The organism is Streptomyces microflavus (genome assembly GCF_014650075.1).
In the GTDB taxonomy this organism is placed as follows: domain Bacteria; phylum Actinomycetota; class Actinomycetes; order Streptomycetales; family Streptomycetaceae; genus Streptomyces; species Streptomyces microflavus.
Map to the genome: position 1 here is coordinate 770,678 of NZ_BMUG01000002.1, position 14,264 is coordinate 784,941.

Here is a 14,264-nt window from a genome sequence, read left to right on the forward strand (position 1 = left end):
TAAACGCAGGGCCCGGCCCTCTCCTGGACAGATTCGGCCGGGCCCTCCTACTCCGCAAGGGAGTGCGCACAGCATGACGGACACCACGATCAATCCGATAGTGGCCCCCGAGGCCACACCCGACATCCCGCCACCGACACCGGCGCCCGAGCAGAAGCCCCAACCCACCGCCCCTGCCGTGGAGCACACGCCGGGCGGGTGGCCGGTCGTTCCGCTCGCCGTAACCGGCACCAACGCCACCACATCGGTGGTCGCTGCTGCCGCGCTGGTCGGGGGAGGCCCAGCCGCACTCGCCGTCGCCGCGACCGGCGCGGCCGTGCTCGGCACCATCGCCGTAGCCCGCAACCGCCGCGACAAGAAGAACCCCCGCAAGACCACCACCAACCGCACATCCCGCACTGCTACCGGCCTCGGATCGACCAGCCGCGCCAACCGGAACATCAGCTCCGGGCGCGTGCCGAGCCAGACCCGTAACGGGAACCCCGGCACCGGTAAGAGCACTGGTCACAGGCGAGGTAAGTCCGGTCGGGGCAGCGCTGGTTCGGCGCTGGGCTCCGGCTCATCGACCCGGCCGAAGAACAGCACGGGACCCACCCGTAAGTCCCTCGCCAAGCACGGATCAACCGGGGCCCGGACGAACAGCGCCGGTCCGGGCAAGGGCAAGTCCGGCAGCCGTGTCGGGCAGGTCAGGGCACTGCGGGACTCGGCCCGCACCTCCGCCCCGTCCAGGGCTGGGCGCCGGTCGGAGACGGCCGGTGCGCGGCGCTCGGTCGCGGACGCCCGCCGGAACGCGAAGGACACCGCCCGCACCGGCTCGCTGAAGGGGAAGGGGGCGTTGGGCAGGGTCGTGGGTAAGGCCGCGGGCCGGATCAGCGCCGCCAAGAGCGCCGCTGTGGAGCGCAGCCGCAAGGCCCGCGACCGCAAGGCCGCCGCAACAGTCGCCTCGAAGCGGGACGCGGTCCGCAAGGCCCCCGCCCGCAAAGCGGCCCGTAGGGCGCTGCGGCGCTCCGCCGTGCGGTTTCAGGGTCGTCGTCTGCTTGCTGCTGTGTTGGCGGGGGCGTTGGGGCTGGTTGGGCTGGTGTCCACGCCGTTGGGCCGCAAGCTCGGCTGGGCCTGGCTGATGTACCCCGGGCGTCGCCTGTACGCCCGCCTGATGCGCACCGCCGAGGAACAGCGCGACCAGCGTGATGAGGCGACTATCGCCGCGCTGGGTGAGGACGAAGCGGCCGTGGATGCCGAGACGGCCGAGCAGAGCGAGCAGATCAGCGACACGGCCGAGCGGCCTGTGGGGCCGACGCCGGCAGCACCCACCACCACCGTGATCGAGGGAGAGAACGTGTCCGGATTCAAGTTCGAGGATGCCGCCACCGAGATGCAGGCCGCGGCGATGCTCTACGAGCCCGACGGCTGCATGGAGATCCTGGCCATGGTCGATGGCCTGCCCGAGGCCCTGAGGATGATCGCCCACGTGATGCAGATCCTGGCAGAGCGCTCCGACAGTGAGTTCCCGCTGGAGAAGGAGGTCGCGGGCGGGTTCAACGACATCTACGACCTTCTGCTCAAGGCGTCCGCCGGGGCCGAGGAACTGCCCGCCATCTTCCGGCGGGTCCACGAGCAGGACATCGCCCGCCACGAGGACCCCCGCAACGGGGCCGAGGCCGAGAAGGGATGGAACGTCTGAGATGACCACCACCACACAGGCCAGCTCCGGGCCGGTGTGGGACTGGGCGGCCGGTCACGGACCCGTGACCGGCGCCCTGTCCGCCACCACCGGATGCCTCGCCCTCGCCACCACCGGGGCCGCCACCGGCATGCCCCCCGCCTGGGCCCTCACCGTCGGCGCGGCCGGCGCCATCGGCCACACCATCAGCAGCCTGCGCGAGCGCCTCTCCGCCCGCACCATCGCCATGCGCTCCGCGTCATGGCTGGTCGGGGCGGGGTGGACGACGTGGGCCATGACCAGTGGCCCCCTCACCTGGGCCGCCCTGGGTTCCCTCGCCACGATTGGCGTCGGCATCGGAGCCGCCGCCCGCACCACCCTCCTCTATGAGGAGGCCCGGGAGCTGGAGGCCATCGCCGCCGATGAGCGCCAGGTCTCCCGTGAACTCAGTGCCGAGCGTCGGGCGATCGCGGCGGAGTGGGTGGACCGGGTCCAGCGGGTCTGCCACATCACCCTCCGCATCGTCGCGGTCGAGACGTGGCCCACGGGGACGGGGTTCACGATCGACGCCGAACTCCCCGCCGGCGGAACCACATACGACCGCATCGCCCAGCACTCCGCCGCCCTCTCTGCCGACGCGCGGCTGCCCCACGGCTGCACTGCGGTTGCCTCCCGGGGCATCGACCAGGGGCGGGTGCTGATCGACGTGACCACGGTCAATGTCCTCGCGGAGGAGCGCACCTACCCCTCCGACTACACGCCGTTGTCGATCTACACGGGCATTCCGTGGGGGTACCGGACCAATGCGGAGGCGATCTGTGTGTTCCTGCGTGAGCAGTGCGCGCTGGTCGTCGGCCCCACCGGGTCGGGGAAGACGAACATGGTCCACGTCATCCTCGCCGGATTCGCCCGCGCCGCCGACGTTCTGACCTGGGTCATCGACCTCAACGCCGGATCCGCCGGCCTGCCCTGGGCACGGCCCGCATTCGACACCAACGGAGCCCCGGTCGACGGGGTGCGGCCCGGTGTCGACTGGCTCGCCTCCACGTATGAGGAGGCGGTGCTGATGCTCGACGCGGCCCTGGCGGTGGGGCTGCGGCGGAAGGTCGCCTACCAGGGCCTCATGGCCCAGGCGAACACCGATCAGCTCCCCATCAGCGCGAAGATCCCGCAGATCATGCTGGTGGTCGATGAGGGTGCGGAGATCCTGACCAGCACCGACCGGAACATGAAAGACCTCGCGAAGAAGATCCTTGAAGTGATCCGGATGCTGCGGGCCATGGGTGTCCGTACGGTTCTCACCGCGCTGGGAGCCACCGGGTCCGTGCTGGGGAACCTGATGATCCGGCGCGAAGCCAAAGCCCGCGTCTGCCTCACCGGCGGGGAGACCGAGGGTATGGACCTGTCCAAGGTCTTCCCCGGCGCCCGCGGACTGCGCCCCGACCAGGCTCCTTACAAGGGGGCCGGGTTCATGGGCACTCCGGAGTCCGCGGCGGCCCTGTTCAAGGTCTGGCGCATTCTCCCGAACCAGATCCGCGACATCGTCCACGCCACCACCGACATCCATCCCACCCTGGACGCGATCAGCGGCCAGGCCGCCGGGCCCGCCTACGCGACCCGGTGGGATGCGGACCGCACGGCGTGGATGCGCGACACCAACCACGCTCCCAACACTGTCGCGGACGAACAGCCCTCCGCCAGTGGGGGCGGGTTGAAGCTCTCCGCCTTGCGGGGGGAGTCGGCGGAGGAGGCGTTGGCGCGGAAGTTCCGCCAGCAGATCGACGCGCAGTTCGACACCTTCACCCAACCCGCCACCCCGCAGGAGCCGGACACCAAGCGGCCCGCGCCGGCCGGGCTGAACCTGTCCGCCTTGCAGCCCGAGGACAACGCCGCCCGGCAAGCCGCCCTCGCCCTGCTCCTCGCCGCCGGACCGGACGGCACCGGAGCATCCGCGATCGCCCGCGGCCTCGCGGAGGAACACGGGACGACCCGGCAGACGGTCGTCGGCTGGCTCAAGACCTGGACCGAGGACGGCACTGCGGTCCGCGTCGGCACCGGCACCAAGACCCGCTACGTCCACCGCAACCGCACCCCCGGCAACCCCGCCGAGGGATGAGCGCTTGTCGCTTGTCGCCACCGGTCCGGGAAGGGCTCTGGGTGGGTCTGTGAGGGCCGGAAACGGCTTGTGACCTGCAAGGCGACAAGCGACAAGACAAGACAAGCGACAAGCCACACGACAAGCCAGACGACAAGCCAGCACGGGCACCACCCCACACGGCGAGGGGTGGTGCCCGTGCTGCTGAAGGAGCCCCGTCGTGCATGAAACCGCGTACGAGATCACCACCCTCACCCCCCTGCAGCCCACCCCGAACCCCGGGATGCTGCCGACCGAGATCCCCCCGGGCGTGCAGATGGTCACCCTCCCCGGTGGCATCCGGACCCTGGCCTACACCCCGGCCCAGGCCCCGCCCGCGCCGCCCATCCCGGTCGCGCAGCCGATCCCGACATGGGCCAAGACCACCGCCCTGCTCACCCCGACGATCGGCGGCGGCATCGCCGCCGCCGGGATCGGACTCTCCTACGCAGCCCCGGGACTGATCGCCATGACCGACGCCCTCTGGGCCGCCATCGCCCTCATCGCCGCCGCAGCCATCGGCGTCCCCATGCTCCTCCGCATCGGCCGCACCACCGCGGCCGGGAAGGGCTCGACGCACATCACGCAGAACATCACCGCGACCGGAATGTTCGGCAAAGCCAACGGAACCATCAACCACCACTGACCGAAGGGACGACCTTGCGACTGCGACTCCGCCGCCCGCTCACCGGGTGGAACGACCGGCGCGCACTGGTACTGACCGACACCCCTCGCCCCGACTGCCCCCAGTGCCACGGCGAAGGCGGCCACGCCTACGACTACGGCGACCACAACGGCGAGTACGCCGGCACCGAGTGGGACCCCTGCCCCTGCTGGGACGAGACCCGCCGCTGGACCCTGCTCCGGCTCCCGCGCATCCCTCGCCGTGACAGGCCCGGACGAGACCCCTGGGGCGCGAACGGCTACAGCGACGAACCGCCTTTCTGACATGCCGAGGGCGGCCCCTCTCACGCCAATGAAGCGGGCCGCCCTCATCACCAATTCAGAGAACTGGAGACCTCCAGCATGACGCATCACGCCCCAACCGCAATGCTCGCAGCAGCCTTACAAGCCGCCGAGTACGACTGGCACGTCTTCCCCCTCCGCCCCGCCGACAAGCGCCCCGCCCTCCACGGCGAGGCCGTGTGCCCGTTGATCGGGGACTGCGCGGGCGGTCACCGCAAGTGGGAGGACCGGGCCACCATCGACCCCGACCGCATCCGCCGCGCCTGGGCCGACCGCCCCTTCAACATCGGCATCGCCACCGGACCGTCCGGGCTGCTGGTCATCGACCTGGACGTGCCCAAGCGGAACAGCAGCACGGACACGCCTTCCGGCGTGACGACCTTCACGGCGCTCTGCGAGCGCGCCGGGCAGCCCGTCCCCACCACCTACCGCACCCGGACCGCGTCCGGCGGACACCACCTGTACTTCACCACCCCACCCGGCACCCGGTTGGGAAACAGTGCGGGCAGGCTCGGCAAGCTCATCGACACCCGCGGCCACGGCGGGTACGTCGTCGCCGCCGGGAGCTTCACCGCCACCGGCCCCTACACCGTCACCGACCCCACACCCCCCACCCCGCTCCCGGACTGGCTGCGCGCCCTCCTGGTCACTCGGAAGGCGTCCCGGGCCCTGACCGCCGTGGCGTCCTCGCCCCGCACCTCCCGGTACGCGGCTGCGGCGCTGCGGGCGGAAACCGCGACGGTACGGAGTGCTCCGACGGGGGAGCGCGACCGCACGTTGTTGTCGGCGGCGCGAGCCCTGGGGCGGTTCATCGCGTGGGGCGACCTGGACCGGCCGGTAGTGGAGGAGGCTCTTCAGGAGGCAGGGGAGGCGGCCGGCCTGTCCGCTCGCCAGTGCACCTCGACCGTGCGCAGCGGTCTGAACTGGTCCATCGCCCGCAACAGCCCGCAGGCGAGGACGGCATGAACACCCCTCCCCGCTCCGCCCTGAAGAGCCTCACCGCGACCACTACCGGCCCCCACTCCGCCGAACCGGCCCCGGCCGCATCCGGCAGTGGTGCGCCGAAGGTCGTCGCCCGTCAGGGCGTCCCCGTTGCTGTTCTCCCTGACCCGCACGCGGTCACCGTGGCCGGCATCCGCCCGGGCCTGACGGTGCGGGGGCTCGGTCGCAACCAGATCCCCACCGCGGACTGGCTCTGCGCCTGCGGCCACCACGAACGCGCCCGCGGCCGAGACCGCGTCACCGCCCTGACCACCCGCGCCCGCGTCGACCATTGCCCGCACACCGAGCAGCACCGGAGGAACGCCGCATGAACACCCCCAACCAGCCTGCCGGGCACATCGACGGTGCGGCGCTGCTGAACGAGGTGGAAGCCTTCCACCGTCGCTTCAACGTCTTCCCCCGGGAAGCCGCCTACGTTGCCGTGGCGTTGTGGGACGCGCACGCGCACCTGCTGGACGCGTTCGACTCCACCCCCCGCCTCGCCTTCCTCTCCCCGGAACCGGGGTCGGGGAAGTCCCGGGCGCTGGAGGTGGTGGAGACGCTGGTGCCGCGCCCCATGCTCGCCGTGAACGCGCGGGCCGCAGCCTTGTTCCGGTCGGTCTCCGACCCCGCCGGGCGGCCGACGATCCTGTTCGATGAGATCGACACCGTCTTCGGTCCCAAGGCGGGGGACAACGAGGAGCTGCGCGGCTTCCTGAACGCCGGTCACCGCCGGTCCGGGGTCACCTACCGGTGCGTCGGGGACGGGGGCAATCAGACGGTGGTGGAGTTCCCCTCCTACACCGCCGTCGCGGTCGCCGGGCTCGGCTACCTGCCCGACACCATCACCACCCGCTCCGTCATCATCCGCATGCGCCGCCGAGCGAGGAACGAGACCGTGGAGCCCTTCCGGGCCAGGCTCCACGAGGCCGAGGGGCAGGCGCTGCGCGAGCGGCTCGCCCAGTGGGCCGACACCGTGCGGGAGGACATCGCGGGACGATGGCCCGAGATGCCGGAAGGTGTCACGGACCGGCCGGCGGATGTGTGGGAGCCGCTGCTGTCTGTCGCGGACGCGGCCGGGGGCGACTGGCCCAAACGCGCCCGCACCGCCTGCCTGGAGCTGGTCAACGCCGCCCGCGCGGATGACAAGGGCAGTGTCGGTATCCGGCTGCTGACCGATCTGCGGGACCACGTGATGGCGGGCATCGACCGGATGCCGACCGTCGCAATCCTGGACCGGCTCTGCGCGCTGGACGAAGCACCGTGGGCGGACATGAGCGGGAGGCCGCTCGACTCCCGGGGGCTGGCCAAGATGCTCGGGGAGTACATGACCGAGGACAACACCCCGGTCAAGGCCCGGAACATCAAGGCCGCCGGATCGGTCCTCAAGGGCTACTACGCCGCCGATCTCCACGACGCGTGGCAGCGGTACTGCCCCCCACCCCCCTCAGGAGCCGCTACCTCCGCTACCTCCGCTACCTCGCAGGTCAGCGGCCCGGAAACGGTAGCGGCAACCCTCTTCCCCTCCGCTACCTGAGCGCTACCCGCTACCGGCCCCACCCCCACCACGGGCGGGTCCGGTAGCGGCACCCACCCGCTACCGCTACCCCATCCGCTACCACGAACAGGCCCCTGACCAGGGCGGTAGCGGAGGTAGCGGAGGTAGCGGACCTGACAGGAAGGGGCCCAAGGTCCCTCACTACCTGAGGAAGGCACGTCGTGAGCACCGCAACAGACCCCGTTGACTCGACCCTCGTTCTCCTCGATGTCACCGAGGCCGCACGCCGCCTCAGCGTCGGCCGGACCACCTGCTTCGCGCTGATCCGCTCGGGCGCTCTGGAGTCGCTGATGGTCGGCGGCCTGCGCCGCGTACCCGCTGACGCGCCGGCCGCGTACCTCGCACGCCGCCGCGCCGAACAGCGAGCCGCCTGACCTACCCCGTAACCACGGGACGCCACCCATACCGGGTGGCGTCCCGTGCTCATTCCCACCCCGAAGGAGTCCGCCCGTGGCGGAAGAGAAGAAGCGCACCCGGCAGCCCAACGGTGCGTCGTCCATCTACCTTGGTGCCGACGGGAAGTGGCACGGCCGCGTCACCGTAGGAGTCCGAGCGGATGGCAAGCCGGACCGTCGTCACATCGAGCGAAAGACGCGCCCCGAGGTCACCGAGGCAGTCCGCGAGCTGGAGCGCCAGCGCAAGGACGGCAAGGTGCGGAAGGCGGGGCAGCAGTGGACCGTCAAGACGTGGCTTGAGCACTGGGTGCAGAACATCGCCAAGAAGTACGTCAGCGAGAACAGCTACGACGGATACGAGGTGGACGTACGAGTTCACCTCGTGCCTGGCCTTGGTGCTCACAAGCTGGAGCGCCTGGAGCCGGAGCACCTCGAAGAGTTCTACGAGCGGATGCAGAAGAACGGCAGCGCCGCGGGAACCGCCCACCACGTTCACCGGACCATCCGCGTTGCGCTGAGTGAGGCGGTCCGGCGCGGGCACGTCACCAAGAACGTCGCTGAGATCGCCAAGGCTCCGAGCCTGGACGAAGAGGAGATCGAGCCGTACACCATCGAGGAGATTCAAAGCCTCCTGCTGGAGGCGTCGAAGCTCCGCAACAGCGCCCGCTGGGTGATCGCCCTCGCACTCGGCTTGCGACAGGGCGAGGCACTTGGGCTGATGTGGGAAGACGTTTACCTGGATGCCGGGTACATCCGCATTCGCAAGAACCGCCTACGCCCGAGGTACGAGCACGGGTGCGGCGACAAGTGCGGCCGGAAGCCCGGCTACTGCCCGGATCGCAGGCAGATCCGCAGGGAGTTCAAGAAGACCAAGTCCCGCGCCGGCCGCCGGACCATCGGACTCCCGAGCCCGCTCATCAAGCTGCTCCACAAGCACATGCAGGAACAGGCGCGAGAGCGGAAGGAGGCCGGGGAGCTGTGGGAGGACAAGGGATACGTCTTCGCGCAGCCGACCGGTGGGCCGCTCATCCCGAACACGGACTATCACCGCTGGAAGCAACTGCTGACGGACGCAGGTGTGCGGGATGGGCGCCTGCATGATGCGCGTCACACCGCCGGGACCGTGCTGCTCTTGCTCGGGGTTCCCGATGTGGTGGTGGACGCCATCATGGGTTGGGAGCCGGGTGGTTCGGCCCGGATGAGGGCCCGGTACATGCACGTCACCGGACCCATGCTGAAGAACGTCGCGCAGCAAGTCGGTGACGCACTCTGGGGTACCGCGCCGAAGGCGACCGAGGAGGCCGGAGACGCCCGAACGGAGGCCCCTGAGACCGCAACTGAGACGGAAACTGAGACGGAAGATCACGGAGAGCCCACCGCCTAGCGACGCGTACCCGAGACCGGTCCGACTCGGGCCAACACGCGAAGAAGGCCCTGACCAGTCGAAACGGGTCAGGGCCTCTTCGTATTGCCCGGTGAGAGCAATGGCGGAGGATACGAGATTCGAACTCGTGAGGGGTTGCCCCCAACACGCTTTCCAACTGTGCGAGTCCCGGTTCGTGGAGGTTCATGTGCGTTCACGCGGCAGCTCAGAGAGGTCCGACGTACGACGGCGAACTACGTCGGCCGTGAGCGAACTGGACAAAGAGCAGGACAACGAGCGAGGAGACAGCCTCACACCCCGAGGATGCGACGCAGGTTCGTTGTCAGTGCCGTGATCTACCGTGTGGCCATGGCACCTTCTGAGATCACGCGCGCCGGCATCCTGCGTGCGATTGCAGAGCACGACCGCCTCGGTCCTGAAGCATTTCGGGAGACCTATGGCTACGGCGCGGCTGTCACGTACCTGCTTTTGCATGAGGGGAGGCAGTACGACTCCAAGGCAATAGCGGGTGTTGCGCATCTCTACGACTTCGGAAGCGCGCTCAAGCACTACCAGCTCAGTGGTGGTCTGAAGGGTGCCGTGGCTTGGTTGAGGAGGGAGGGGTTCACTGTCGTGGAGCCGCCCAAGACGTTCCAACGGCGGGTTGGGGACGTCCGGCCGGCACGGCGTGCGGGGGGACCGCCGCTCCACCGCCCGCTGCTTCTCCTATGGGCAATTGGGCAGGCCCTGGCGGGGGCGCCGCGCATGCAGTCGTGGTCGACGACACGTGACGCCATGGCGCCGCTGATGGAGAAGTACGGCCAGGCCGAGGACGGTGTCGACGCCACGAGGTACCCGTTCTGGGCACTGGTGCATGACGACCTGTGGACTGTGGACCATGGACACGAGCTCACTCTCACCAGTCGGGGGCGCCGTCCCACCCTGGGGTCCTTGAACGGGGTAGATCCGGCAGGTGGTCTCCGCGAGGATGACTACGCGCTGCTGTTGTCACAGCCTGAAGTCGCCGCGGGTGCCGCGGCAGGGCTGCTCCTGCGCTACTTCTTTCCGCTCCCTCCTGGGCTGTTGGAAGACCTCGGTCTACACAATTCGCTCGCCGGCAGGTGGGCGGATGCTCTGCGTCCGGTGCTCGGTGAGCGGTTCAAGGATCGGGACGCCATCTGGCGTGTCTACGGTGGCCAGAAGATGGGAGGAATCGGCTGCCTCGCAGACGGGATCCTGAGCGCCTTCTCGGACGACAAAGGGCCATACGACGACGGCCGTATTCCGGACACAAACTGGGTCGCCTACGTCGGAGATGGACTGTCTGGCGACCAGAAGATCACCGACGGCAACGAGCTCATGGCGGAGCATCAGGCTGCCGGTCGACCTCTGCGCTACTGGCACAAGCCTTTCCAGGAGGACTGGAGTTTCGAGACCTGGGTTGTCATCGTTCAACGTCGGTTTCGGTGGGGCATCGGAGAGGACAAGCGGCCACGACGTGAGTTCCTCTGGGTGCTGGCCCCCGTCCCCTCTCCGCAGCCTGAGACGTGGCCTCCGGACGTTGTGGCAGCGCTAGAGGCTGACACAGGCGATTTGCGTGACGACACCGTCAACTACCGTCCTGGTGACGTAGACCCTAAAGAACGTGACGCCTTGGAGAGCGATAGGGACGCGTACAAACGCCTGGCGCGCAGGGCGGAAGCGAACGCCTCACGGCGAGGTCAGCTGAAGAAGCCGACACTCGCCGACCGCTTTGTTCGGGACCCCGCCGCAAGAGCGGCTGTCATCGCGAGAAGCAATGGGGATTGCGAAAGCCCTAAGTGCGAGGGACATCCCAAAGAGCGGACGACCGCCGGACTGCCGATCCTTCAGGTGGATCATGTGCGTGATCTGACCAAGGGCGGGCCCGATGTTCCATGGAACATGATCGCTCTCTGCCCAAATTGCCACGCGCTGAAGACCTACGGTGAGAACCGGGAGCAGCTACGGCGACTACTCAAAGTAGCGGCTAAGCGGCGGCACGAAGACGCTCTCGGGTAGAGCTCAAGCCTCGTGCAGGAGTACGAAGGAGGTGTGGTCTTACTACAGCTGCTCGCCCACAACGCCCCCCTACGTCCCTCGTGAGCGCCGGCCTGAAGAGTGGCAACCCGCTGGCGAACAGGGGCTGAGGGTCAAGTGCCGCCTTCGAGCAGTACTCTGCAACAGTCGTAGCTACTCTTGGGAAGAGCTACCTCGACAGTCCATCAACTGTCAGGCAACGGCCGAGGGTCGCCGCATGCCCTGCGCATCACCAGACGGCTACAACTAGCACATCGATTCACCCAATGTCTGGGTATTTACGAACTACATCCCAAGCCGCGCCCAGTGTTCGATCGAAGGATTTTCCCTATGTCGTTGGAAGTTGTGTATGGCGAGAGTCGAGATCGAGCGACCGCGTCACGACTCGCAGAGACGCTCAAGCCGCACGTCAACAACGGCACTATCTACTTGGGATACCCAGTTCTGACAACGGCAGATGACCGAGTCGAAGTGGATGCTCTCCTCGTAAGCCGCGATCACGGGCTAGTAGCATTTCTTCTTGCTGATGGGCAGCCTGAGAATGACGAAGATTGGGAAAAGTTCACTGCATCCCAAGATCGCCTCTATGCCGTATTGGATAGCACGCTAAGCAAGCATGACTCGCTTCGCCGTGGGCGTCGGCTTAACTTGGACATTAACACCGTTACTGTATTTGCTGACCCGATCAGCCTTCCGCCTCATGAGACGGAAGGCGTCTACACAAGTATTGACCAGATTGCGCAATGGGTTTCTCAACTTCCAGCGGTAAATGAAGAGATCGAACGATCGCTTCAGGCGGCGCTTCAACGGGTTACAAATATCAAACCAGCGAAGAAGAGGGCTTCTGTACGGCAGGAATCCTCTCGGGGTGCGGTACTCAAGGAGATCGAACGAGGTATCGCCAACCTGGACCGGTGGCAAAAAGCTGCCGCAATCGAAACGCCTGAGGGGCCTCAGAGGATTCGAGGTCTTGCAGGGTCCGGCAAAACCATTGTGCTCGCCCTGAAGGCGGCTTACCTACACACGCAACATCCGGAATGGCGTATTGCGGTCACCTTCCATTCGCGAGCGCTATATCAACAAATCAATGACCTTATTACTCGGTTCACATTCGAATATAGCAATGACCGTCCTGATGAACAGCGCTTGCAGATTATGCATTCGTGGGGTTCGGGTGCGCGTGCAGGTGTGTACAGCGAGATGGCTTCTGCCCTCGGAGTGACGCCGCGTGACTACAATTACGCTCGCGCAACCTACGGGATGGATAACGCTTTTCAAGGCATCTGTAGAGAGCTTCTTGCTGTCGCTCAGCAAAGCAATCCCGAGCCGGTTTTCGATGCTGTTTTGATTGATGAGGCTCAAGACCTTCCGCCCGAGTTCTTTCAGCTTGTCTACTTGCTGACCAAGGACCCAAAGCGTATTGTTTGGGGATTCGACGAACTTCAGAAGCTCTCAGAAACCGCTATGCCCAGTACGGACGATCTGTTCGGTAAGAGTCCCTCCGGAGAGAGCTTGGTAAGTCTCGCATCGGGTGATAATGAACCCCGCAGAGATATTGTATTGCCCGTCTGCTACCGCAATACGCCTTGGGCTTTGGCCACTGCTCACGCTCTCGGGATCGGCGTTTATCGCGCTGGCGGCCTAGTGCAACATTTCGACGATCCAAAATTGTGGAAGGAAATCGGCTACAACGTAGTACGCGGCGAATTGGGGCTAGGTGAACAGGTCACGCTAAAGCGTTCAGAGTCAAGTTACCCGGCGTACTTCCCACGTCTCCTCAAGGAAACTGATGCTGTATTCCTCAGGAAATTCGACGATCAAACTTCGCAAGACGCCTGGGTAGCCAGTCAGATCAGGAAGAATCTAACCGACGACGAGCTCGAAGCTGATGACGTTTTGATTGTTTTGCCTGACGTGATGCGGGCAAAGTCTCGCGCGCCTAAGCTGATGCAGGCACTCCAAGCGTACGGCATCAACTCCCACCTTGTAGGCGTTAATACCAGCGTCGACACCGTCTTCGTGCCAGGCTCTGTAGCGCTTGCACACATTTATCGCGCCAAGGGCAACGAGGCCCCAATGGTGTATGTCGTCGACGCGCAGAAGGCCGCCAGCTCACATAACCCGGTCACGCAGCGGAACACTCTCTTTACGGCAATTACGCGAAGCCGTGCCTGGGTGAGGATTGCTGGATGGGGCGCGGATATGGACCTCATCTCCACAGAGGCAGAGGCTGTGCAGAGCGCGAACTTCCAGCTTTCCTTTAGGATTCCCAGCGCCCAAAAGCTGGCTAAACTGCGGCACATCTATAAGGATCGCACCGGTGTGACAAAGGAGTCCGTTAAGAGGGCAACTCAAGGACTGCAAGCGTTCATCGATGCGTTTGAGAAAGATGAGATTGAGCTGCATGATCTGCCGCTGTCTCTGCGCACTCGACTGGTAGCCAGAATGCAGGAAGAGTTCACGGGTGACGACGACTAGGGCGATCCGCGATGAGGTAGTCAACGTTTTGGACTACCTGTCCATTGCGGGAATCGTCCCTTATCGGAATCAGGTGTCGGTTTCCGGCAATCGAGTTTCCTGGCATTCAGTTCACGCCGGCCGCCCTTTTCTGGTAAGTCGAAAAGATCCAAGCCTCCAGGACTATCGTAATTGGGTAGAGTCTGGCGCCTATTCTGCCCTCCTCTTCGACGGAGCTCTACTGCAGATCACGTATGAAGTCAGTGACGGTAGAATCTCTGGACATCGACTCGCCTACGTTCCGTGTCCGTATCGAATAGATCCGGAAATGCTTTTGCGTGATGCGGTGCTTGATGTCGTCGATTTACATATGGAGACAGATCCGACCAGTATGGTGTTGCACTCTCCAGTGCGATTTGATTACGACCCCGATAACGCTGCGCCCGGACACCCTGCAGCACATTTGACAATCAATAGCTCTAACTGTCGAATCGCGTGTGCGGCACCCTTGCGTGTGGGTAAATTCGTGGATTTTATTTTTCGAAATTTCTACGCACATCATTGGAAAATGCACTCTGAATATTTCATTAGAGGTGCGCGCCAACGTGACGTTGGTAGAACTATCACCGAGGAAGAAAGAGGTGATCCGCATATCTGGTGGAATTGATGCCCGATGTCTCCCCCGTGATGCC

Annotated in this window: 12 protein-coding genes; all 12 read left to right on the forward strand. The window is 65.9% G+C overall.

Features of this window, described 5'->3' with window-relative positions; translation table 11 throughout:
- Positions 1 to 73: 73 nt before the first annotated feature.
- The 12 genes from IE264_RS08580 (at position 74) to IE264_RS08635 (ending at position 14,239) form a co-directional block, all read left to right on the forward strand.
- Positions 74 to 1,681: a hypothetical protein gene (locus tag IE264_RS08580; protein WP_032760152.1), complete on the forward strand. Its 1,608-nt coding sequence runs from the start codon at positions 74 to 76 to the stop codon at positions 1,679 to 1,681.
- A gap of 1 nt (position 1,682) precedes the next feature.
- Positions 1,683 to 3,776: a hypothetical protein gene (locus tag IE264_RS08585; protein WP_032760150.1), complete on the forward strand. Its 2,094-nt coding sequence runs from the start codon at positions 1,683 to 1,685 to the stop codon at positions 3,774 to 3,776.
- Between the two features lie 199 nt (positions 3,777 to 3,975).
- Positions 3,976 to 4,440 carry a hypothetical protein gene (locus IE264_RS08590; RefSeq protein WP_032760149.1) on the forward strand — a complete coding sequence of 155 codons (465 nt, stop codon included), beginning with the start codon at positions 3,976 to 3,978 and terminating at the stop codon, positions 4,438 to 4,440.
- A gap of 20 nt (positions 4,441 to 4,460) precedes the next feature.
- Positions 4,461 to 4,742, forward strand: coding sequence for a hypothetical protein (locus IE264_RS08595; RefSeq protein ID WP_078657645.1), 282 nt, complete (start codon positions 4,461 to 4,463; stop codon positions 4,740 to 4,742).
- Between the two features lie 78 nt (positions 4,743 to 4,820).
- Positions 4,821 to 5,726, forward strand: coding sequence for a bifunctional DNA primase/polymerase (locus tag IE264_RS08600; RefSeq protein WP_032760147.1), 906 nt, complete (start codon positions 4,821 to 4,823; stop codon positions 5,724 to 5,726).
- Positions 5,723 to 6,073 carry a hypothetical protein gene (locus IE264_RS37890; protein WP_229887447.1) on the forward strand — a complete coding sequence of 117 codons (351 nt, stop codon included), beginning with the start codon at positions 5,723 to 5,725 and terminating at the stop codon, positions 6,071 to 6,073. Before IE264_RS08600 ends, IE264_RS37890 begins: the two co-directional genes overlap by 4 nt.
- Positions 6,070 to 7,278, forward strand: a complete 1,209-nt coding sequence (locus tag IE264_RS08610; protein ID WP_032760146.1) for a DUF3631 domain-containing protein — start codon at positions 6,070 to 6,072, stop codon at positions 7,276 to 7,278. The genes IE264_RS37890 and IE264_RS08610 overlap by 4 nt, the downstream gene beginning before the upstream one ends.
- Before the next feature lie 182 nt (positions 7,279 to 7,460).
- Positions 7,461 to 7,673 (forward strand): excisionase family DNA-binding protein, encoded by a 213-nt coding sequence (locus IE264_RS08615; protein ID WP_032760145.1) that lies wholly within the window; start codon positions 7,461 to 7,463, stop codon positions 7,671 to 7,673.
- 76 nt (positions 7,674 to 7,749) lie between these two features.
- Positions 7,750 to 9,078 (forward strand): tyrosine-type recombinase/integrase, encoded by a 1,329-nt coding sequence (locus IE264_RS08620; RefSeq protein ID WP_078657638.1) that lies wholly within the window; start codon positions 7,750 to 7,752, stop codon positions 9,076 to 9,078.
- A 348-nt stretch (positions 9,079 to 9,426) separates the two neighbouring features.
- Positions 9,427 to 11,097 carry an HNH endonuclease signature motif containing protein gene (locus IE264_RS08625; protein ID WP_032760265.1) on the forward strand — a complete coding sequence of 557 codons (1,671 nt, stop codon included), beginning with the start codon at positions 9,427 to 9,429 and terminating at the stop codon, positions 11,095 to 11,097.
- Positions 11,098 to 11,445: 348 nt separating this feature from the next.
- On the forward strand, positions 11,446 to 13,593 hold the full coding sequence (locus IE264_RS08630; RefSeq protein ID WP_032760144.1) for a DEAD/DEAH box helicase: 2,148 nt from the start codon (positions 11,446 to 11,448) through the stop codon (positions 13,591 to 13,593).
- The gene (locus IE264_RS08635; RefSeq protein ID WP_078657637.1) at positions 13,580 to 14,239 is read left to right on the forward strand and encodes a DUF2290 domain-containing protein; all 660 of its coding nucleotides are present in this window, start codon (positions 13,580 to 13,582) and stop codon (positions 14,237 to 14,239) included. Before IE264_RS08630 ends, IE264_RS08635 begins: the two co-directional genes overlap by 14 nt.
- Positions 14,240 to 14,264: the final 25 nt, after the last annotated feature.